The sequence below is a fragment of the Streptomyces sp. SYP-A7185 genome (assembly GCF_046103685.1).
Taxonomy (GTDB): domain Bacteria; phylum Actinomycetota; class Actinomycetes; order Streptomycetales; family Streptomycetaceae; genus Streptomyces.
On the sequence record NZ_CP122310.1, the window covers coordinates 1838757 to 1860304 of the forward strand.

Annotated in this window: 19 protein-coding genes and 1 pseudogene; 10 read left to right on the top strand and 10 right to left on the bottom strand. The window is 72.3% G+C overall.

Annotated elements, in window-relative coordinates:
• The first annotated feature begins 23 nt into the window (after window positions 1-23).
• Window positions 24-4448, top strand: coding sequence for an aminotransferase class I/II-fold pyridoxal phosphate-dependent enzyme (locus QBL25_RS07860; RefSeq protein WP_409056293.1), 4425 nt, complete (start codon window positions 24-26; stop codon window positions 4446-4448).
• Window positions 4449-4455: 7 nt separating this feature from the next.
• Window positions 4456-5193 carry a class I SAM-dependent methyltransferase gene (locus tag QBL25_RS07865; protein WP_409056294.1) on the top strand — a complete coding sequence of 246 codons (738 nt, stop codon included), beginning with the start codon at window positions 4456-4458 and terminating at the stop codon, window positions 5191-5193.
• Here QBL25_RS07865 and QBL25_RS07870 read toward each other — a convergent pair.
• From QBL25_RS07870 to QBL25_RS07880, 3 genes and pseudogenes are all read right to left on the bottom strand, one after another.
• Window positions 5168-7045 carry a glycoside hydrolase family 15 protein gene (locus QBL25_RS07870; protein ID WP_409056295.1) on the bottom strand — a complete coding sequence of 626 codons (1878 nt, stop codon included), beginning with the start codon at window positions 7043-7045 and terminating at the stop codon, window positions 5168-5170. The two genes, QBL25_RS07865 and QBL25_RS07870, sit on opposite strands and share 26 nt — an antisense overlap.
• A gap of 69 nt (window positions 7046-7114) precedes the next feature.
• Window positions 7115-7243 (bottom strand): annotated as a pseudogene (locus tag QBL25_RS07875) (DNA-binding response regulator); the annotation flags it as partial.
• Window positions 7210-7434, bottom strand: coding sequence for a hypothetical protein (locus QBL25_RS07880; protein WP_409056296.1), 225 nt, complete (start codon window positions 7432-7434; stop codon window positions 7210-7212). The gene QBL25_RS07880 and the pseudogene QBL25_RS07875, both read right to left, overlap by 34 nt.
• A gap of 536 nt (window positions 7435-7970) precedes the next feature.
• On the opposite strand from QBL25_RS07880, the gene malX reads away from it, so the two are divergent.
• The 5 genes from malX to QBL25_RS07905 all read left to right on the top strand — a co-directional run bounded on the left by malX (window position 7971) and on the right by QBL25_RS07905 (window position 12677).
• Window positions 7971-9593: a maltose/glucose-specific PTS transporter subunit IIBC gene (malX, locus tag QBL25_RS07885; RefSeq protein WP_409056297.1), complete on the top strand. Its 1623-nt coding sequence runs from the start codon at window positions 7971-7973 to the stop codon at window positions 9591-9593.
• A 3-nt stretch (window positions 9594-9596) separates the two neighbouring features.
• Window positions 9597-10829, top strand: a complete 1233-nt coding sequence (locus QBL25_RS07890; protein WP_409056298.1) for a MalY/PatB family protein — start codon at window positions 9597-9599, stop codon at window positions 10827-10829.
• A 129-nt stretch (window positions 10830-10958) separates the two neighbouring features.
• A complete protein-coding gene (locus QBL25_RS07895; protein ID WP_409056299.1) occupies window positions 10959-11327 on the top strand; it encodes a hypothetical protein in 369 nt (122 codons plus the stop codon).
• A 145-nt stretch (window positions 11328-11472) separates the two neighbouring features.
• Complete coding sequence (locus QBL25_RS07900) at window positions 11473-11961, top strand: Lrp/AsnC family transcriptional regulator (RefSeq protein WP_409056300.1); 489 nt, start codon at window positions 11473-11475, stop codon at window positions 11959-11961.
• Between the two features lie 26 nt (window positions 11962-11987).
• On the top strand, window positions 11988-12677 hold the full coding sequence (locus QBL25_RS07905; RefSeq protein ID WP_409056301.1) for an HAD family hydrolase: 690 nt from the start codon (window positions 11988-11990) through the stop codon (window positions 12675-12677).
• On the opposite strand, the gene QBL25_RS07910 is transcribed toward QBL25_RS07905, so the two are convergent.
• Window positions 12628-13332 (bottom strand): TetR/AcrR family transcriptional regulator, encoded by a 705-nt coding sequence (locus tag QBL25_RS07910; RefSeq protein WP_409056302.1) that lies wholly within the window; start codon window positions 13330-13332, stop codon window positions 12628-12630. The genes QBL25_RS07905 and QBL25_RS07910 overlap by 50 nt on opposite strands.
• Window positions 13333-13402: 70 nt before the next feature.
• Between QBL25_RS07910 and QBL25_RS07915 the strand changes: the two genes are divergently transcribed.
• A complete protein-coding gene (locus tag QBL25_RS07915) occupies window positions 13403-16576 on the top strand; it encodes a carboxyl transferase domain-containing protein (protein WP_409056303.1) in 3174 nt (1057 codons plus the stop codon).
• On the opposite strand, the gene QBL25_RS07920 is transcribed toward QBL25_RS07915, so the two are convergent.
• Window positions 16566-17174 (bottom strand): hypothetical protein, encoded by a 609-nt coding sequence (locus tag QBL25_RS07920; protein WP_409056304.1) that lies wholly within the window; start codon window positions 17172-17174, stop codon window positions 16566-16568. The genes QBL25_RS07915 and QBL25_RS07920 overlap by 11 nt on opposite strands.
• 339 nt (window positions 17175-17513) lie before the next feature.
• Here QBL25_RS07920 and QBL25_RS07925 point away from each other — a divergent pair, with 339 nt between their 5' ends.
• Window positions 17514-17960, top strand: a complete 447-nt coding sequence (locus QBL25_RS07925; protein WP_409056305.1) for a DNA-binding protein — start codon at window positions 17514-17516, stop codon at window positions 17958-17960.
• Window positions 17961-17993: 33 nt separating this feature from the next.
• On the opposite strand, the gene QBL25_RS07930 is transcribed toward QBL25_RS07925, so the two are convergent.
• Window positions 17994-18149 carry a hypothetical protein gene (locus tag QBL25_RS07930; RefSeq protein ID WP_409056306.1) on the bottom strand — a complete coding sequence of 52 codons (156 nt, stop codon included), beginning with the start codon at window positions 18147-18149 and terminating at the stop codon, window positions 17994-17996.
• A gap of 17 nt (window positions 18150-18166) precedes the next feature.
• On the opposite strand from QBL25_RS07930, the gene QBL25_RS07935 reads away from it, so the two are divergent.
• Window positions 18167-18946, top strand: a complete 780-nt coding sequence (locus QBL25_RS07935) for an SGNH/GDSL hydrolase family protein (RefSeq protein ID WP_409056307.1) — start codon at window positions 18167-18169, stop codon at window positions 18944-18946.
• 34 nt (window positions 18947-18980) lie between these two features.
• Here the strand turns inward: QBL25_RS07935 and QBL25_RS07940 are convergent, their stop codons facing one another.
• The 4 genes from QBL25_RS07940 to QBL25_RS07955 form a co-directional block, all read right to left on the bottom strand.
• Complete coding sequence (locus QBL25_RS07940) at window positions 18981-19481, bottom strand: hypothetical protein (RefSeq protein WP_409056308.1); 501 nt, start codon at window positions 19479-19481, stop codon at window positions 18981-18983.
• 139 nt (window positions 19482-19620) lie between these two features.
• Window positions 19621-19974, bottom strand: a complete 354-nt coding sequence (locus QBL25_RS07945; protein ID WP_409056309.1) for a hypothetical protein — start codon at window positions 19972-19974, stop codon at window positions 19621-19623.
• 91 nt (window positions 19975-20065) lie between these two features.
• On the bottom strand, window positions 20066-20446 hold the full coding sequence (locus QBL25_RS07950) for a GNAT family N-acetyltransferase (protein WP_409056310.1): 381 nt from the start codon (window positions 20444-20446) through the stop codon (window positions 20066-20068).
• Entirely contained in the window at window positions 20443-21447 is a 1005-nt protein-coding gene (locus QBL25_RS07955) for a pirin family protein (RefSeq protein WP_409056311.1), read from the bottom strand. The genes QBL25_RS07950 and QBL25_RS07955 overlap by 4 nt, the downstream gene beginning before the upstream one ends.
• Between the last annotated feature and the right edge of the window lie 101 nt (window positions 21448-21548).

The window sequence follows — 21548 nt, forward strand, 5'->3', positions numbered from 1 at the left end:
ATCAGCCACGGGCGTACCGGCTCATGGCCGCCTACCTCGTCCTGGTCACCGCCCTCACCGCCCTCTACATGACCCTGCCGGGCCTGCGCGCCCCGCTGTGGGCGCTCATCGGCCTCGGCGGCGTCGCGGCCGTCCTCACAGGTGTGCACGTCCACCGCCCCGCCCACCGCTGGCCGTGGTGGGTCCTCGCGGGCGGACTCCTCGCGTTCGCCGCGGGCGACACGTACTACAACGTGGTCGAGCAGTACTTCCAGGCGTCCAATCCCTTCCCGTCCCCCGCCGACGCCTCGTACCTCGTGGTGTACCCGCTGCTCGCGGCGGGGCTCTTCGGGCTTGTCCGCTACCGCTGGGCGGGCCGCGACCTGCCGAGCCTCCTCGACGCGCTGATCATCACCGCCGGGCTCGCGCTGCCCGTCTGGGTCTACCTCGTCCAGCCACTCACCGAGGTCGAGGGCCTGACCTGGACGCAGCGCGCCATCAGCATCGCCTACCCGCTGGGCGACGTCCTGGTCCTCGCCCTCCTCGCCCGGCTGCTCACCCCCGGCTTCGTCACCGGCCACAATCCCGCCGTGCGGCTGCTCGTGCTCGGCACGTCCACGCTGCTCGCCTTCGACATCGCGTACGGGATTCTCCAGCTCAACGGGTTGTGGCAGGCGGGCACGCTCCTGGACACGGGCTGGATCGTCTTCTACACCGCGTGGGGCCTGGCCGCGCTGCACCCCTCGATGGCGGAGCTGACCGCCTACACGCATCAGAGCCAGCCGCTGCTCCCGCCGCCGCGCCGGCTCGTGCTGCTCGCCGCGGCCACCCTCATCGCCCCGGCGATCCTGTTCGTGGAGGGCATCTTCGACAGCGCCCATGACGCGGCGGTGATCGCCGCGTTCTCCGGCACCCTGTTCCTCCTGGTGATCCTGCGCCTGGCCGGCATGGTCGTGGCGCACCGCAAGGCGGTGGACCGCGAGCTGGCCCTGCGCGGGGCTGCTGCCTCCCTGGTGGCGGCGATCACGACGGAGGAGATCACCGCGACCTGCGAGACCACGGTCGCCACGCTGACCGGGCCCGAGGGCCGGCCCGGAACCCTGCTCCTTGAGGCGGACGACGCCCGGCCCGGGTCCTCCGCCGCCCTGGACCTGCGCCGCACGCGGCTGATGCGGGCGGCCGAGCTCGGCCCGGCGGTCGCCGGCCGTTTCGGGGCGTCGCAGAGCGTGCTGGTGTGCCCGATGATCCAGCGCGACCGGCCCGCCGGAGACGAACCGCCGGGGGTCCTGATCGCGGCCGGTTCCGAGCGGCAGCTCACCGAGATCTGGGGCTCCCTGGAGATCCTCGCCTCGCACGCGGGCTTGGCGAAGGAGCGCGTCGCTTTGCGCAAGGAGATCATCCGGCGGGAGAGCGAGGCCTACTTCCGCACCCTGGTGAGCAACGCCTTCGACGTCATCCTCATCGTCGACGACGACAACTCCGTCCGGTACGCGAGCCCTTCCGCACAGGCCGTCTTCGACGCCGTGCCGCTGGTCGGGGCGCAGCTGCCGGAGCTGGTGGAACCGCGGGACGGCGAGCGCGCCGCGCGGGTGCTCGCGGCCATGCGGACCGGAGAGCGGCAGGAGCCCCACGACTACTGGTGGGTCCCGCGCGAGGACGGGCGCACCGAGGTGGAGGTGCGGTGCAGCGACCTGCGCCACGACCCGACCGTGCGGGGGCTCGTCGTCACCCTGCGGGACGTGACCGAGCAGCGTCAGATGGAGCACGAGCTCACCCGGCGGGCCTTCCACGACGCGCTGACCGGCCTGCCCAACCGGACGCTGCTCCTGGAGCGCATCGAGCGCGCGCTGCTGCGCGGCCGTCGCGACGAGTCGCTGCTGCCTTGCGTGCTCTTCATCGACCTCGACGACTTCAAGATGGTCAACGACACGATGGGGCACTCGGTCGGCGACCGGCTCCTGACCGCCGTCGGTGCCCGCCTCTCGGAGACGCTGCGCCGCAGCGACACCGCGGCCCGGCTGGGCGGCGACGAGTTCGCCGTCCTGATGGAGGACGCGAAGGAGCCCGTGGACGCCGAGATCCTGGCCGCGCAGGTGGTGCAGGCGCTCAGCAGGCCCTTCGCGCTGGCCGGCCACTGCGTGAGCGTCTCGGCGAGCGTGGGTGTGGCCACGGCCGCGGACAGTGCGGGCGCCGAGGAGCTCCTGTCCCACGCCGATCTCGCGCTGTACGCGGCCAAGGCCGCGGGCAAACGCCAGTGGCGCCGCTTCCAGCAGCGGCTGCACGTACGGATGCTGGAGCGGCACGACCTCCAGGCGAGCCTGGACCGGGCGATCGCCGACGAGGAGTTCGCCCTGCGTTATCAGCCCGTCGTGGACATCAGGGCGAACGGGGGCGGGAAGGGCGGGGCGCCGCACACCGCCGAGATCGTCGGGTTCGAGGCGCTGGCCCGCTGGCCGCACCCCCGGCGCGGTCTGGTGCCGCCGCACCGGTTCATCCCGATCGCCGAGGAGACCGGGCACATCACGCCGCTGGGCGCCTGGGTGCTCGGCAGCGCCGCCGCGGACATCGCCGGGTTGCAGAGCGTGGGCGCCGCCTCGGGCCGGCACCCTTACATCAGCGTCAACGTCTCGGCACGGCAGTTCCGTGACCCGGGCTTCCTCGGCGAGGTGCGCAGCGCCCTGGAGACTCCCGGGCTCGCCCCCGGGTCCTTGCAGCTGGAGCTCACCGAATCCGTCCTGATGCGGCGCGACGAGCAGATCCAGGCGGTGATGGGGGCGTTGAAGGATCTCGGGGTGCGGATCGCGGTCGACGACTTCGGCACGGGCTTCTCCTCGCTGCGCTACCTCCGCGAGTTCCCCGTCGACGTACTGAAGATCGACAAGTCGTTCATCGACGACATCGCCGCCGACACCCGGCAGCTCGCCCTCGTCGAGGGCATCGTGCACCTCGCCGACACCATGGGCCTCCAGGTCATCGCCGAAGGCATCGAGGAGTCCGCCCAGCGGGACCTGCTGACCGGGATGGGCTGCGGATTCGGGCAGGGCTACCTCTTCGCCCGGCCGCTCACCGCCGAGCAGGGAGAGCGGCTCCTGCGCCGACCCCGGGGGCACGACGGCGTCGCGCCGGGCCGCCGACCTGGGCGGGTCCGCGGGACCACGCCCGCCGCGGTCACCCCGACCGCCCCCACCCCCGCGGAGAGGGAGAGCACCATGAGCGAATCGGACACCGGACTCGTGGGCGCTCGGCGCGATCCGCGCTGGAGCGATCTCGACCATCTGCGGCGCACCAGCCCGATGAGCGACTGCGTCCTGGACGAGGTGCGCGGCCGGCACATCCGCAGCGGGGACCACTGGCTCATCGACTTCGCCTCCTGCAACTACCTCGGCTTCGACCGTGATCCCGAGATCATCGACGCCATCGGACCCGCCGTGCGCCGCTGGGGCACGCACCCCAGCTGGTCCCGGCTCCTGGGCAGCCCCCGGCTCTGCACCGAGATCGAGGAACGGCTCGCCGCGCTCCTCGGGGCGCCGGACACCCTGCTGCTCCCGACGGCCACCCTGATCCACGCCTCGGTCATCCCCGTACTCGCCGACAAGGGACATGTCTTCGTCGAGGCCGCGGCCCACCGCACGGTGTACGACGGCTGCGTCTCGGCCCGCGGGCAGGGCGCGACGCTGCGGCGCTTCCACGCCGACCGCCCCGACGAACTGGCCGCCCTGCTGCGGGCGGTTCCCAAGGGCGCGGCCCGCCTGGTCTGCCTCGACGGCGTGAACAGCATGAGCGGCAACATCACCGACGTGCCCGAACTGGCCGGGATCTGCCGCGACCTGGACGCCACCCTGTACGTCGACGACACCCATGGCTTCGGCGTCATCGGGGAGCGCGGCCCGGGCGAAGCATGCCCCTACGGCTCACGCGGCAACAGCGTCGTCCGGCACACGGGCGAGACGTACGACAACGTCGTCCTGGTCGGCGGCTTCTCCAAGGCCTACTCGTCGCTCCTCGCCTTCCTCGCGCTGCCGACCTGGCTCAAGGACCATCTGAAGGTCGCCGCCGCCCCCTATCTGTACTCAGGGCCCTCGCCCACGGCCTCGCTGGCGACCGCGCTCGCCGGTCTGGAGGTCAACGATCGGCGCGGCGACGCCATCCGCGCCGATCTGCACCGCAAGACGGTCCGGGTGCTCGACCACGTGGCCGGGCTCGGCGTGCAGACGCTGAACGCCGACCGGCTGCCGATCGTGGAGATCCCGCTGGCCGACGCCTCGGACCTGGACGCGGTGGCCGCGTTCCTGTGGGAGCAGGGCATCTATGTGACCCTGGCCGCCTATCCGCTCGTGCCGCGCGAGCGCGTGGGGTTCCGCGTACAGCTCACGGCCCTGAACTCCGACGCCGACATCGACCGCCTCAACGCCACGCTGACGTGCCTGTCCGAGCGCTTCCCGCTGCGGCGGGAAAGCCCGGGGAGCTGACACCGCCATGGCGCCGACCCGCAACGACGACGTCGACTGGGACAGCTGGCCCGTCCAGGACTACCTCGGCGAGAACTACCGGGAGCTGCATCCGTCCGATGCCGCCGTCATCGCCCACCATTCCGCGTTCTACCGGCGCTTCGCCCGGGGCAGCGTCGCGCGCTCCCTGGAGTTCGGTGCCGGCCCGAACCTCTATCCGCTGATCCTCGCCGCCGCCGCGAGCCGCCGTATCGACGCCGTCGAGGCGAGCGCCGCGGGCGTCGCCTATCTGACCCGGCAGCTCGAACAGGCCCCCGATGCCAGCTGGGCACCCTTCCACGCGCTGTGCCGCCGGCTCAACCCCGACCTGCCGCCGACGCTTCCGCAGGCGCTCGCGGGCGTGCGGGTGGTCCACGGCGACATCCGGGCGCTGACGCCCGGCACGTACGACGTGGCGTCGATGAACTTCGTCGCCGAGGGCGTCACCGAGGACTTCGCGGAGTTCACGGACTTCTGCCACCGCTTCGTCCGCTCCGTGGCCCCGGGCGGCCATCTCGTCGCGGCGTTCATGGAGAACATGCCGACGTACCGCATCGGGCCCGCCTCACGGTGGCCCGGCTGCCCGGTGGACCCGGACGTCGTCACCGAGGTGTTCGCCCCGCTCACCGAGCGCCTGGCGGTCACCCGGATCGACGCGGATCCGACCCTGCCGGACTACGGGGACTCCGGGATGGTGCTGCTCACGGCGGTCCGGCGCGGGGCGTGAGGACCGGGCTCACGTCCCGCGGGAAGGCCGCCCGGCCGCCCGCCTCTTGGAGCGCGAACGCCGTCTCCACCAGGGCGATGTGGCTGAAAGCCGCGGGTGCGTTGCCCAGTTGGCGACGGCTTTCGGGGTCCCACTGCTCGGCCAGCAGGCCCACGTCGTTGCGGATGTCCAGGACGCGCGCGAAGGTCTCCCGCGCTTGCCCGAGCCGGCCGGTCGCCGCCAGCGCGTCGGCGTACCAGAGCGAGCACGCCACGACCGTGCCCTCGGGGCCCGGCATGCCGTCCGCGCCGCACGTGCCGTCGACGTCGTGGGCGTACCTCCGCAGGAATCCGTGGTGGTCCAGGTCCCGCATCGCCCGGACCGTGTCGCGTACGCGCGCGTCGGCGGCGGGCAGGAAGCCGACCTTGGGGATCAGCAGGGCCGACGCGTCGAGCGCGGGTGACCCGTAGGACCGCACGAACGTCCGCCGCCCGGCGTCCCACCCCGCACGGCACACCTCCCGGTGCACCGCGTCCCGCAGCGCGCGCCACTGCGCCGCCGAGCCGTTCCTGCCGAGCATCTCGCCCATCCGCAGGGCGCGGTCCGCGGCGACCCAGACCATGACCTTGGAGTGGACGAACTGCCGCCCGGCGCCCCGGACTTCCCACAGCCCCTGGTCCGGTTCGCGCCAATGGTCACACAGGTGGCGCAGCAGGGATTCCACCAGGCTCCACAGCCGGGGAGGCAGCGGGATGCCCGCCCGCAGGGACAGCCAGAGCGTGTCGAGCACCTCGCCGTAGACGTCGAGCTGGAGCTGGTGGGCCGCCGCGTTCCCGAACCGGACGGGTCGCGAGCCCTCGTAGCCGGCCAGCCAGGGGGCCTCGGTCTCCGGCAGCCGCCGCTGCCCCTCCACCCCGTACACCGCCTGAAGGTCGGCGGGGTCACCCGCCACGGCGCGCACCAGCCAGTCGAGCCAGGCGGTCGCCTCGTCGCGATAGCCGCCGCGCAACAGGGCGGACAGGGTGAGCGTGGAATCGCGCAGCCAGCAGTAGCGGTGGTCCCAGTTGCGTGCGCCTCCGACGCACTCGGGGAGGGAGGTGGTCGGGGCGGCGACGATGCCGCCCGTGGGCGCGTAGGTGAGGGCCTTCAGCGTGATCAGCGAGCGGGTGACGGCCTCCCGCCAGGGGCCCTGGTAGCGGCACCGGGCCGCCCAGCGCCGCCAGAAGTCGCCGGTGGCCTTCAGCGCCGTCTCCGCCGGGACCCGCAGGGGCTCGGGCGGTTCGGTCAGGTGCGAGGGCGCCCACACGAGCTGGAGCGTCAGGCGCCGGCCCGCCGCGACGGTGAAGTCCAGGGAACCCGAACCGGAACCGCGGGCTTCGGGGACGGGAGCGGGGGCGGTGGGGCGTATCTCCATCGGGCCGTCGGCGCTCAGCCAGAGGGAGTCGGGTCCGGCGACGGCGACCGTGCAGTGCTCCTCGGCGCGCACCCACGGCATGACGCGCCCCTGGTTGAATCGGGGCCGCAGGTCGCTGCGCAGGGGCACCGCGCCGGACAGGCCCTCGACGATCCGTACGACGCAGGGCAGGCCCGCACGGGGCGGCATGAAGTCCGTGACGCGCACGGAACCGGCCGGGCAGTCCCAGTGGGTGTCCACGATCAGCGTGTCCTGGCGGTAGGCCCGCCGCGCGCACGCCCCGGCGCCGAGGGGGGCCAGCCGCCAAAATCCGTTGTCCGCCGTGCCGAGCAGCGCGGCGAAGCAGGCCGGGGAGTCGAAGCGCGGGAGGCAGAGCCAGTCGATCGACCCGTCCCTGCCGACCATGGCAGCGGTTTCCAGGTCTCCGATGAGGGCGTAGTCCTCGATACGAGCGTTCATGATCGAGTCACGCCGTCGTGCACTGTGCCGTCCTCCCATTGTACGGCGGCAGCGCCCGCCGGGCCCGGTTCAGGCGCCCGACCCGGGGATCACGAGGCCCGACTCGTACGCGGTCACCACCGCCTGGGTACGGTCGCGCAGGCCGAGTTGGCCGAGGATCCGGCTCACGTGGATCTCAGCTCGCGGCGGAGTTCGACCGCCCGGGCGCCATCGGCGGCCCTCCCGACCACCGTGAAGTCGGGCCGGGTGGCGAGGAGTCCGGCGTATCCGGCGCGGACGACCTCGTGGTGGTCGGCGACGACGATGCGCAGGGCGGAGGCGTTGGGGAGCCGGGCGTGCCCGCAGAGGCCGGGGCCCTTGGGGTGTACATGCGGCGTGCTCTCCTCCACCTCATGCTCGCCGCCCTGATCGGCCTGGTGCGGCCACCGCGCCGCGCGGCACGGCGACCGCCGTGACCTCGGTGCTGGGGCTCGCCCGGCGGGCGGCTCCCGCGACGGCCGGGCTCGCGGTCCCGGTGACCGTCGGCCTGGACCGGCTGCCGGTCGGGGCCGTGGGCGGGCATCGGGGTGCTCGCCGCGTACGCGGGGGCGGCGCTCGTCGCCGGTGGGGCGGTGCTGGGGCTGCGGGACGCCTGAGGGCGCGTACGGCGGGGGGCGGCCGAGCCGAGGACCGTACGGCGTGTGCATCACACACGGACCGGGGCGCGGCCGGGACCTAAGGCCATGGACAGCTCCCGAGCTGCTGTGATCTCATCCGTGCGGGCGGATCGATCGACCTGCGGCGTGGATCGATGGACCTTCCACGCCGATCACCGGCCGGCCAGCAGGCGATCCCTCTGAGCGGCGGGCGACCGGCCACCGTCCTGGCCCGCGACTGCGGGCCGGTCCTTGCCCGCCTCCCGCTCAGGCCCGAAAGACCCCCACACATGCAGAAGACCAAGTCCGCGCTCTGGGAATTCCTCCAGGGCCTCGGCAAGACGTTCATGCTCCCGGTGGCCCTGCTCGCGTTCTGCGGCATCATGCTGGGCATCGGCTCGTCGCTCTCCAGCGAAGCCGTCACCGACAACCTGACCTTCCTCCAGGGCGAGGGCTTCCACCTCGTCTTCACGTGGATGGCGAGCACCGGGCTCGTCGCCTTCAAGTTCCTCCCCGTGATGTTCGCGGTGGCCATTCCGCTGGGCCTGGCCCGCGAGGACAAGGGCGTCGCGGCGTTCTCCGGTTTCGTCGGCTTCGCCGCGATGAACCTGGCGGTGAACTTCTACCTCACCGCCAAGGGCGTGGACCTCGAGGACGAGAAGGTCATCTCGCACTACGGCATCGCCGACGTGATCGGCATCCAGTCCATCGATACGGGACTACTCGGCGCCGTCGCTGTTGGCATCGTTGTCAGCATCCTTCACCAGCGGTTTCGTGCTCAGCGGATGCCCGACGCGCTCGCCTTTTTCGGCGGTCTGCGGTTCGTGCCGATCATCTCGACGCTCGTCCTGAGCCTGCTCGGTCTGCTGATCCCGCTGGTGTGGCCGACGTTCAACGGCTGGATCACCGATCTGGGGCGCGCGATCGGTCACGCGGGCGTCTTCGGGCCCTTCTTCTTCGGCATGGGCGAGGTGCTGCTCCGCCCGATCGGCCTGCACCACATCCTGGTCGCCATGTTCCGCTTCACCGACGTCGGCGGCTCGGGCGCGGTCTGCGGCGACCACGTCTCCGGTGCGCTGAACCTCTTCTACGCCCAGCTCAACTGCTCGAACGCGCCCGGTGAGGCGGTCACCGACGCCACCCACTTCCTGTCCCAGGGCAAGATGGCGGTCTACCTCGGCGGGCTGCCGGGCGCGGCCCTGGCGATGTACCACTGCGCGAACAAGAAGATGCGCCCCGAGATCAAGGCGCTCCTCGTCTCCGGAGTCGTCGCGTGCGTCGTCGGCGGCATCACCGAGCCCCTTGAGTTCCTGTTCCTGTTCATCGCGCCCTGGCTCTACCTGATCCACGCCGTGCTGGTCGGCCTCGGATTCCTGACGGCGGCCGTGCTCGGGGTGTTCATCGGCAACACCGACGGCAATGTCATCGACTGGCTCGTCTTCGGCGTGCTCCAGGGCACGACCACGAAGTGGTACTTGATTCCGGTCATCGCCGCGGTGTGGTTCGCCGGTTACTACTTCCTCTTCCGCTGGGCCATCACGCGCTTCGACCTCAAGACGCCGGGCCGTGACGTGCCGGCTGACGAGGCCGGGGAGGGTGCCGGGGACGAGACCGGCAAGGAGCCGGCCGCGCGGGACGAGGCCGCGGCTCCGCGAGAGCTGATCGCCGGGAAGTACGACGCCGTGGCGATCCTGGACGCGATCGGCGGCGCCGAGAACATCCAGACCCTCGACAACTGCATCACGCGCCTGCGCATGACGGTCGCGGACGCCGAGCAGGTCGACGAGGCCCGTCTGAAGAAGCTCGGCGCGGTGGGTGTCATCAAGCTCGACGCGCACAACGTGCAGGTCATCATCGGCCCGCAGGTGCAGTCGGTGAAGGACGCGATCGCGTCGATGGTGCGGGTGGGCTGAGCGATGGAGCGCCCCCTCGGTTTCGGACCGCCCGTCGACTTCGTGCCCCCCGGCGGCTTCGACCCGTCCTTCGACTTCGACACGCCCGTCGACCGGCACGGCACGTGGTGCACGCAGTGGGACTACGTCGAGGACCGCTTCGGCGTCCCGGATCTGCTGCCCTTCACCATCTCGGACATGGACTTCGAGACGGCGCCCGCGGTCCTGTCCGCGCTGCGGGGCCGGCTCGACCACGGCGTCCTCGGCTACTCCCGCTGGCGCCAGGACGACTTCCTCTCCGCGATCGTGGACTGGTACGCCGGTCGCCACGCGACCGAGGTGGACCCGGAGTCGATCGTCTACGGCCCTTCCGTGATCTACCAGGTCGGGCAGCTCCTGCGCCTGTGGTCGAGGCCCGGGGACGGCGTCGTCGCCCACACGCCGACGTACGACGCGTTCCCCAAGACGGTGGCCGCGCACGAGCGGCGGCTGCTGGGCTGTCCGCTCGGCGACTGGACCGCACTGGAGCGGCTCCTCGCCCTGCCCGACACGTCCGTCCTGCTGCTGTGCTCGCCCCACAACCCCACGGGGCACGTGTGGACGGCGGACGAGCTGGACCGCATGGCGGAGCTGTGCGCGCGGTACGGCGTTGCGGTGATCAGCGACGAGATCCACTCGGACCTCGCCCATCCGCCGCACGTGCACCGCCCCTGGGCCCTGCACGGCACGCGCGATGGCCGGTGGGCGGTGGTGACGTCGGCCTCGAAGTCGTTCAACATCCCCGCGCTGACCGGGAGTTACGGCATCATCGCCGACCCGGCGACACGCGAGGCGTACCTCGGGCGGCTCAAGGAGGCCGACGGTCTGTCGTCCCCCGCGGTGCTCTCGCTGGTGGGACACATCGCCGCGTACCGCGAGGGAGCGCCCTGGCTCGACGCCCTGAACACCTACGTCCGCTGCAACCTCCACTACCTCGCCGGCCGCCTGAACACGGCCTTCCCCGAACTGGAGTGGACCCCGCCCGAGGCCGGCTACCTCGCCTGGATCGACGTCGGTCCGCTGGGCGTGGCCGACGACGCCCTGCAACGCGAACTGATCGACACCCAGAAGGTCGCCATCATGCCCGGCACGACCTACGGCTCCCCCGCCCACCTCCGCCTGAACACCGGCTGCCCCCGCTCAAAACTCGAACGGGGAGTGACGGCCCTGGTGGAGGCGGTACGGGCGGTGCGGCGGGCGGGCGGCATCGGCCTCTGACTCGCCGGTCCCGCGCATGCAGGCGCGGCGCATTCGAGTGACCATGGAGACAGAGACATACGTGGTGAGCCCTGTCCGCGGACCCCGCGGACAGCGTGCGCGCAGCACCCCGGCCAAGGCAGCGTCGCCATGAACAAGCAAGACAAGCCCCACACTCCCTGGAACGCCCCTCAGTGGAACGCTTCCGCTCCACCGCCGCCGCAGAACCCTCACATGGCTTTCCCGGCGCAACCGATCGCCTCGCGGCGAAAGCGTTCGCGATGGTTCATGTGGGCCTTTCTCGCGGTGCAGCTGCTCTTTCTGGTCTGGGTGATCATGGGCATAAGCTCCGGAACCGGCAGTCCCGACGATTGCGGCACCCTTGACGCCCAGACCTGCAACGATGCCGAAAGCGCCGGTACGGCGCTCGGCGTGGGACTCGTCATCGTCCTCTGGGCACTGGTCGACATCATCCTCGGCATCACCTATGCGGTCATCCGGATAGCCCGCCGCCCGTGAAGGACAGCCGGACCGGGCGAATCCGGAAAGACCGCTGTGCGCCTCGCGAGGCTGAGCTTCGGGCCAAAGATGCCCCGTCGGCCCCCGGCAGTGGTCCGTTGGTACAGTCGCGGGGTTCGTTCCTCGTAGTCGGGAGATCCGGTTCATGGCCGTCGACGCGCTCGACACCCGTATTCTGCGGCTCCTCCTGGAGCAGCCGCGTACCAGCGTCCGTGAGTACGCGCGTGTGCTCGGTGTCGCCCGTGGCACCCTTCAGGCCCGGCTCGACCGGCTGGAGCGGGACGGGGTGATCACCGGGACGGGGCCTTCCCTGTCGCCCGCCGCGCTGGGGCATCCCGTGCTCGCCTTCGTGCACATCGAGGTCACCCAGGGGCATCTGGACGAGGTGGGGGACGCGCTCGCCGCCGTGCCGGAGATCGTCGAGGCGTTCTCGATCACCGGTGGCGGCGATCTCCTGACGCGCGTGGTCGCCCGGGACAACGGCCACCTGGAGGACGTGGTCCAGCAGCTGATCCAGATGCCGGGCGTGGTCCGCACCCGGACCGAGATGGCCCTGCGCGAGCGCGTGCCGCACCGCCTGCTGCCGCTCGTCGAGTCGATCGGCCGGGCGGCGACGGCCACCGAGCAGCGTTGAACTGCGGCTTTGGCATGCTGGAGTACATGAGCACCTTCGGCGACACCTCGGTCATCTTCGATCTCGACGGCACCCTCGTGGACAGCGAGCCCAACTACTACGAGGCGTCGCGCGAGCTGCTCGCCGAGCACGGTGTCGCCTACACCTGGGCCGACAACGAGCGGTACGTGGGCATCGGCACCCAGGAGACCCTCGCCACGTGGAAGGACCGGTACGGCATCGGCGTACCCGTCGCCGAACTGCTCGCCGAGCTCGACCGCCGCTATCTCGCGCTCGCCCGCGCCGACACGCACGTCTTCCCGGAGATGCGGAAGTTCGTGGAGATGCTGCACGGCGCCGGGGTGCCGATGGCCGTCGCCTCCGGGTCGTCCCGTGCCGCCATCGAGGCGATCCTCTCGGGTACGGGCCTCGACACGCTCCTGACCACGGTCGTCTCGGCGGACGAGGTCGCGCACGGCAAGCCCGCCCCCGACGTCTTCCTGGCCGCCGCCGCGCTCCTGGGCGCCGACCCGGCCGACTGCGTGGTCCTGGAGGACGCCGCTCCGGGCGCGACGGCGGCGCACGCGGCGGGCATGCGCTGCATCGCGATCCCCTACGTCACCGCCCACGCCGACGCCCCGGCGTTCGCCTCGGCGGAGCTGCTGCTGCGGGGCGGACAGGCCGAGTTCACGGCCCAGGCCGCGTGGGACCACCTGTCGGCCCCGAAGCGCCCGTAGCCGAGGACGACCGGGGGCCGGAGCCGGAGGGATCGACTCCGAGCAGGTGCAGGAACATGGCGGTCACGTCGCGAACGGCCGCGTCGTACGTCTCCGGCGACTCGGGAGCCGCCGCCGTGAGCCGGGCGAACTGGATGCTCATGCCGCCGACCGCGCGGGCCACGGCGAGCGGGTCGGCGACGGGTGTGGCCCTGCCCTCGGCCGCGAGCCGCCGGATGTAGCGGGCGGAGCGGTGGACCGGGCGCTCCTGGGTCTCCTCCCACAGGGCGCGCACGTCCTCGTCCACCTGCGCCTGCTGTTCGAGGAGCCGCAGCAGCGGCAGATGCCGGGCGTACGCGGCGATGAAGGCGGCGGTGGAGGCCGCGACGACCTCGCGGGCGTCGTCGCGGTCGACGCCCGGCACGTCCTGCGCGGCGAGGAACGCGTCCCGCACGCGCACCGCGAGGACGCGGAAGATCTCCTCCTTGGACGCGAAGTACACATAGAAACCCGCCCGCGAGACCTCCGCCTCCGCCGTGATGCCGGCGATGGTCGTCGGTCCGTAACCGCGCCGCGCGAACACCGTCTCGGCGGCGTCGAGCAGCCGCCCGCGGGCCGGGGCCTCGCTGCGGTCGCGGGCGGTGCGGGTCGCCCAGGGCTGCTGGTTTCGTGCCACGCGGCGAGCATATTGACGTTGACGCCAGTGTCAATGAGCATGGCGGCGCCGCAAACTTCAGGAGGGCTCCATGGGTTCTGCCGCCGTGCTCGTCGCCAACCGCGGGGAGATCGCCGTCCGTGTCGTGCGGGCCGCCGCCGAGGCCGGACTGCGTACGGTCGCCGTGTACGCCGAGGACGACGCCGCCGCACGGCACGTCCAACTGGCCGACGAAGCACAGCCGTTGGGCGGCAGCGGCCCGGCCGCCTATCTGGACGCGGAGGCGGTGCTCGCCGCGGCCCGCCGCTCCGGGTGCGCGTTCGTGCACCCCGGCTACGGATTCCTGAGCGAGGACGCGGACTTCGCGGAGCGGTGCGCGCAGGCCGGGCTGCGGTTCGTGGGGCCCTCCCCCGAGGTGCTCGGCCTGTTCGGGGACAAGGCACGGGCGCGTGCGCTCGCCGAGCGGTCGGGCGTACCCGTCCTGACGGGCACACAGGGGCCGACGAGCCTGGCCGAGGCCACCGATTTCCTCGCCGGGCTCGGCCCTTCGGGCGCGGTGATGGTGAAGGCCATCGGTGGCGGCGGCGGGCGCGGCATGCGGGCCGTACGCCACCCGGACGAGCTGCCGGACGCCTGGGAGCGCTGCCGCTCGGAGGCCCTCCAGGGCTTCGGACGCGCCGACTTGTACGTGGAGGAACTGCGCACCGGTGCCCGCCACATCGAGGTCCAGATCCTGGCCGACACGACCGGTGAGGTCACCCACCTCTGGGAGCGCGACTGCAGCGCCCAGCGCCGCCACCAGAAGCTCGTCGAGATCGCTCCCGCCCCGGGCCTCGACCCGGCCGTGCGGGACGAGCTGGTGTCCGCGTCCCTCCGGATGGCCCGCGCGTGCGCCTACACCGGCCTCGGCACCTTCGAATTCCTGGTCCAGGGCGAGGAGTTCCACTTCATCGAGGCCAACCCGCGCCTCCAGGTCGAGCACACGGTCACCGAGGAGGTGACCGGCGTCGACCTGGTCGTGACCCAACTGCGCCTGGCGGCGGGCGATTCCCTGGCGGCAATCGGCCTCGCGGGCCCGCCGCCCGAGCCGCGCGGCCACGCGCTCCAGGCCCGTGTCAACGCCGAGTCCCCGGCGCCCGACGGCACCGCGCTCCCCTCCACGGGCACGCTCACCCGCTTCGACGTGCCGACGGGGCCGGGTGTGCGCGTGGACACCGCGGCGCGCACCGGCACGGAGATCGGGGCGCGGTACGACTCGCTGCTCGCGAAGGTCGTCGCGCACACCCCGCACGGCGACTTCGCGGCGGTCTGCGACCGGGCATCCCGCGCCCTGGCGGACTTCGCCGTCGAAGGCGTACGGACCGGGATTCCCCTGCTGCGGGCGCTGCTGGCCCATCCGGGGTTCACGGCGGGCGGCGCCCCCACGGACTTCGTGGCCGGGCACATGGCGGAACTGGTGCCCGACGACGCACCGCGCGTGCGCGCGGGCGACGGCTCGGCCGTCACCGCGCCCATGACGGGGACGGTCGTCGCCGTGGACGTGGCGGTGGGCGAACAGGTCGCGGCGGGGCAGCAGTTGCTCGTGCTCGAAGCGATGAAGATGGAGCACGTGGTGCGCGCGGACACCGCGGGAACGGTGACGGCCCTGCACGCGTGCGTGGGCGACACCGCCGCGGAGGGCCGGCCCTTGGTGACGGTCGACGGGTCGGCGGCGGGCGAGGCGGCCACGGCACGCGCCGAGGAGGCCGCGGACCCGGACGCCGTCCGCCCCGACCTGGCCGAAGCCCTGGCCCGGCACGCGATCGGCCTGGACGCACAGCGCCCCGAAGCCGTCGCCAAACGCCACCGCATCGGGCGCCGCACGGCCCGCGAGAACATCGAAGACCTGTGTGACGAGGGCACGTTCACGGAGTACGGCGCGCTCGCGATCGCCGCCCAGCGCCGCCGCCGCTCCCTCGACGACCTGATCGCCTCGACGCCCGCCGACGGCATGGTCACCGGCACGGGGCGGATCGACGGCGTGCGGTGCGTGGCGATGTCGTACGACTACACCGTGCTCGCCGGGACCCAGGGGCTGCAGAACCACCGCAAGACCGACCGGATGCTCCAGCTCGCCGAGGAACGGCGGCTGCCCGTGGTGCTGTTCGCCGAGGGCGGCGGCGGGCGCCCCGGGGACACCGACACGACGTCCGTCGCCGGTCTCGACGTGACGACGTTCCACCGGATGGGGCGGCTCAGCGGCTGTGTCCCGCTGGTGGGCGTCGCGTCGGGGCGCTGCTTCGCGGGCAACGCGGCCCTGCTGGGCTGCTGCGACGTGGTGATCGCGACGCCGGAGGCGAGCATCGGGATGGGCGGCCCCGCGATGATCGAGGGCGGCGGCCTCGGCGTGTACCGCCCCGAGGAGGTCGGCCCTCTCTCCGTCCAGGTGCCGAACGGCGTGGTGGACGTCGCGGTGGCCGACGAGGCCGAGGCGGTGCGGGTGGCACGGACGTACCTCGCCTACTTCACGTACGACCCCGGGGCAGCCGGAAGCTGGGACGCTCCGGACCCGCGGCTGCTGCGGCACGCCGTACCGGAGAACCGGCGCCGGGCCTACGACGTCCGGGCGGCGATCGCGGGCCTGGCCGACACGGACTCGGTCCTGGAACTGCGGGCAGGCTTCGGGGCCGGCATCGTCACCGCCCTCGTCCGTGTCGAGGGGCGGCCGATGGGGCTGCTCGCCAACAATCCGGGCCACCTGGGCGGGGCGATCGACCGGGACGCGGCGGACAAGGCGGAGCGCTTCCTGCGGCTGTGCGACGCGTTCGGGCTTCCGGTCGTCTCGCTCTGCGACACGCCGGGTTTCATGGTGGGCCCGGACGCGGAACGGACCGCGACGGTACGGCACTTCTCGCGGCTCTTCGTGACGGGCGCCCAGCTGCGCGTACCGCTGGTGAGCCTGGTGCTGCGCAAGGCGTACGGGCTCGGCGCGATGGCGATGATGGGCGGCTCCACGCGCGCGCCCGTGGCCACGGCGGCGTGGCCCAGCGGCGAGTTCGGTGGCATGGGGCTCGAAGGCGCCGTCCGCCTGGGCTACCGCAAGGAGCTGGCCGCGATCGTCGATCCGGCCGAGCGGCAGCGGGTGTTCGACGCCCGGGTCGCGGAGCTGTACGAGCACGGCAAGGCGGTGAACGCCGCGGCCGCGCTGGAGATCGATGCGGTGATCGACCCCGCGGAGTCGCGGCAATGGATCGTGGCGGCGCTGAACGGCCCGGTCAGTACATGATCCCGACGAGGCCGTCCCCCTGTTCGGCGCAGACGAGGCCGCCCGCGCAGCAGGCACCCCAGCTGCCGGAGCCGGGACCGAAGAGGGTGACCCGCTCCCAGTGCTCCGCCGTGGGCCTGGCCCGCGAGAGGCGCAGGCCGAGTTCGTCCACGGCCACCTCGGCCGGCGGCGGGCCGCCGGGCGCCGGGCCCGCGCCGGGCAGCACGGCGACGATCTCGGCGGCGGGATAGCCGAACAGGTCGATGTCCTCCCAGGCCACCGGGGTCGGCTCGGGGCGGTCCGCCCGGGCCCGCGCCTGGATCTCCAGGCGGGCGAGCCGGTCCGTGACCCCGGGCCCGCCGCCGCCGAACCCGAGGACGACGCCGTCGAGATCGGCGTCGAAGCTCCACTCGGGCTCGAAGAGCAGGCCGCCGAGCCAGGCGTCGTGCGCGTGCCGGAGCTCCGCGTACTGGTCCAGGGTCAGTCCCATGCACTGCCGGTGGCGGGTGACCTTTTCGGGCGGCAGCAGTTCGAGGACCTCGCCGGGAGTCATCCCGAACTTCAACAGCCCAGCGCCGCCCGGCAGTTCCACGCCGACTTCTCGCAACAACTCCAACATTGCACCATTGTTCACCCGTTGAACCAGGTGGCAAGGCTGTTGACGAGATCACGCAGAAACCGGTTGCGCCGCCGCCGGCGGGCGCCGGTCAGGATTGGGGACGGCTGCCGTGGTTGGCCGCGTGCTTGCGGCGTGCCTTCTTCTTGCGGCGTCGCTTCGATGACATGGCATTCCCCTCTCGTCGGGCCTCGCCACGGGTGGCATTCGGGACATTTTCCACCGTTTCACACAGCACCTGACCCGGCGACCTCACGCCTCACCCCGAGTATGGCTCGCATGCAAACGAAGTGTTCACATTAAAGCGTTGACAGCATCGCGTGTGCCTCGCATGCTGATCTCATGGACGAGACCGATCCCTTCAGCCCCACGCACCCCGACCAGGTCCGCGCGGGCCGCGCCCCCGCCTCCCTGTTCCGCATCGCCGAGCGCCACGCGGCCACCGACGACCAGCGGTGGCGGCAGGTGAACTCCAGGATCATCAGCCCGCACGAGGCCGTACGCGTCGTGACGTTCCTGATGACCGGGATCGCCCAGCCCGCGGAGGGCGAGCCGGAAGTGGACCAGGCGGACATCACCGCGGCGCTGACGCTCGTACCGTCGGCCCGCAGCGAGATGGACGACGTGGAGTCCGCGCTCCTCCAGATGGCGCGCGGGCGCGGGATGACCTGGCCGCAGATCGCCTTCGGCCTCGGGCTCGGCACCCCGCAGGCGGCCCGGCAGCGCTATGAGCGGCTGGTCGGCCGTACGGCTCCCCTCGACCCGGAGATCACCCCTCCGGGCAAGTGAGCCTCCGCGATTTCCGGTGCGCGGGCCCGGCGGCTACCGCTCCGGGCCCGCGTCCCGCTGCCACCCGGTGACCGTCCGCGCCGCCACGGGGCAGTCGCGCAGGTCGCACCACCAGGTCACTTCGGCGGGCGACGCGGGCCAGCGCGCCACCGTGGCCGCATCCGCCACGGCGAACGGTCGAAGCTCCATGTACGATCGCTCCCGCCATGCAGATGAATGCCAATTACACCAGTCTCGTCGCGGTCGGCGACTCCTTCACCGAGGGCATGTCGGACCTCCTGCCCGACGGCAGCTACCGCGGCTGGGCGGATCTGCTCGCCGCACGGATGGCTGCCGCCTCCCCCGGTTTCCGGTACGCGAACCTCGCGGTGCGCGGAAAACTCATCGGCCAGATCGTGGCCGAGCAGGTGGACGTCGCGGCCGCCATGCAGCCCGATGTGATCACCCTGGTGGGCGGCCTCAACGACACGCTGCGCCCCAAGTGCGACATGGTCCGGGTGCGCGACCTCCTGGAGGAGGCGGTCGAGCGCCTCGCCCCCGCCTGCAAGCAGCTGGTCCTGATGCGCAGCCCGGGCCGGAGCGGACCCGTGCAGCAGCGTTTCCGCCCCCGCATGGAAGAACTCTTCGTCCACATCGACGACTTGGCGGCACGGCACGGTGCCACGGTCGTGGACCTGTACGGGTCGACCGTGCTCAGCGACCAGCGCATGTGGGACGTGGACCGCCTCCACCTGACCGCCGAGGGCCACCGCAGGGTCGCCGAGGCGGTGTGGCAGTCCCTCGGCTATGACGCGCAGGACGACTGGCAGGCCAAGCTCCCGGACTTTGTCCCCCCGAACTGGGCGGCACGCCGCGTGGCCGACGTCCGCTTCACCAAGCAGCACCTCGTCCCCTGGATCATCCGCCGCCTCACGGGCCGCTCCTCCGGCGACGGCCTCCCGCCCAAACGCCCGGACCTCCTCCCGTACGAGGACCCGCGACCGTAGGCGCGACCGGGCGCCGGGCCCGGCTTCGCCCGGTCTAGGCGCTCTCCCTCGCCGTGTCCGCGAACCGGGCCAGGCCCTGGGACAGGGCTTCCATGGCGCGGTCGAAGGTGTGCAGTTGGTCGGCGGGGGCCGGGGACGGGGTCGTGGTCCAGCGGGTGACGAGGGTCAGGGGTTCCGCGATCAGGTCCGTCGTCCGTACCGCCTGGCGGTAGACGCGGCGCGGGCCGGCCAGCATCAGGACCGCGTGCTTCGTGATCAGGTCGCGGTACTGGGCGTCGATGTCCGCGGCGCGGGCGCGGGCCGTCGCCGTGTCGAGCGGTGCGTGGAGGTCCGCCAGGTCAGGGCGGAAGTGCCTGCTGACGTCGGCCAGGGCCATGCGGATCTGTGCCACCAGGGTGAGGTAGGCCAAGAAGGCCTCCTGCCGTGCCTTTTTCCTGTGCAGGCGCGTCGCCGACATCGCCGTGACCAGCGCCGCCGTGCCGGTGGCGAGAGCCCCCACGGCCGCGCCGAGTATCGCCGCCAGTCCTTGGTCCACGTACCGCTCCCCCGACTGCCCTGACTGCCCTGACTGCCCCTCCTGCCCCGGCTCCCCCGCGACAGGCGTCACAGCATAGGTCGGCGCGGGTGGTCCACCTCCGGGGTGGTCCACCCGCGCCGTCGGGTCGTGCGCCGCCCTACTCCTCTTCCACCTCGTCCTCGAAGTGCAGGGCGATGGACTGGAGGACGTCCGCCGACGTCACGTCGGTGCGGCCCTCGTCATGCGTCTCGGCCAACTGCGCGAAGGAGAAGGCGAAGGCCGACGTGATCTGCTCGATCACCGGACTCAGCTCCCGGCCCACCACCTCGGCCACCTCGATGGCCGTGGCGTCGGCCGGGATCTCGATGCGCGGCAGCATCTCCTCGAGCATCGCGCCGACCGCCCCGCTGGGTTCGACCTCGCCGTCCGGGTTCTCCCGTACCTGTCTGCGCATCTCGATCGCCTCGGTCAGAATGCCGACGACTCTTTGGATGATCTCGCGCTGCTCCATGCATGAAGCCTAGACGTAAGCGGATCATCGGAACCCGCGGCACAGCCGGGACGACGGGAGCGACGACGACGTCATGGCGACGGCGAGCGGCTCAGCGCGCGAGGGTGGCGTCGAGCCAGGTCCGGATCTCGTCGGTGACCGGGTCGGTGATGTCGTCGAACTCCCGGTGCTTCTGGAGGAACTTGGCCACGTACGGGCAGATGGGCACGAGCCGCAGCCCCGCGGCGCGGACGTCCGTCAGCGCCTCCCGCACGAGGATCGAGGCCAGGCCCTGACCGGCGAACGCGTCGTCGATCTCGGTGTGGAAGAAGACGCGCTGCTGCTCGCGGTCGCGGTACGCGGTGAAGCCCGCGGTCTTCTCGTCGACCAGGACCTCGTAGCGGTGCCTGGGATCCGCGCGCCGCACGGTGGGAGCACCGGGAGCGGTCGCGGGGGTGGTGGAGGGGGTGGGAGTGGAGTCGGGGGAGGTCATCGGGTGCCTTTCGGGTGGGGCGGGTTTCCGCGCGGGGCGATCGTGGCGTTGGGCAGGGCGGGGGCGGGGATGCGTTCCCCGTCGTAGCCCTCGACGTGACCGAAGCGGTCGGAGGCGTTCTGCCACGCCTCGCGGGCTTCGACGATGTCCTCGTGGGTGCGGCCGACGAAGTTCCACCACATGACGATCCGCTCCTCGAACGGGGCCCCGCCGAGCAGGACCACCCGGGCGGGCGCGTCCGTCTCGTTCGTGAGCGTCAGGGTGTCGTGGCCCAGGCCGAGGAAGCCCAGCTCCGCGGCGTTCAGGAGCGTTCCGGCCATGCGGACCGCCCCCCGGTCGACGAGCAGGCCGTGCTCGAAGCCGGCGTCGGTCGCAAGGGTCGCCGTCGCCCCGGGGTCGAGGACGAGTTCGGCGCCGAGCAGGGGCGTGAAGGTCGGCACCGGGGAGGTCTGGCCGGCGAGGGAGCCGAGGAAGACCCGGACGTCGGCCCCGCCGACCCGGACCGCCGCCGGGACGTGGTGCCGGAAGTCGCGGGCCGCGTGCCGGTGCGCGTCGGGGAGCGCCACCCAGAGCTGGACGCCGTGCAGGACGGTCGTCTCCGGGGTCGAGACCTCCGTGTGGCTGATGCCGGAACCGCCGGTCATCAGGTTCAGTTCGCCGGGCCGCACCATGGCGTGGCTTCCCATGCTGTCGCGGTGCTCGATCTCGCCGCTGAACAGCCAGCTCACCGTCTGCAGGCCGGTGTGCGGGTGCGGGGCCACGTCCATGCCGCCCGAGACGGCCACGTCGTCGGGGCCGTAGTGGTCGACGAAGCACCAGGCCCCGATCAGCGTCCGGGACCGCTGGGGCAGCGTGCGCCGTACGGTCATCGCCCGGGGTCCCCCCAAGGGGACGTCCCGCGCCGTCAACACCTCGACGTACGGCGCGTGTCCGCCGCCCTCGGAGGCCGGGTGCCGCGCCTCCACGGGACCCACCTCCGTGCCCACCTCTGTGCCGCTCATCGCACACCCCTCACCCATGTGGTTTTATGTTCAACAAATGCTTCCGATCCTACGCCCCGCCACCACCGACGAGTGGTTCCCCCGCGGACCACGCTCCGCGC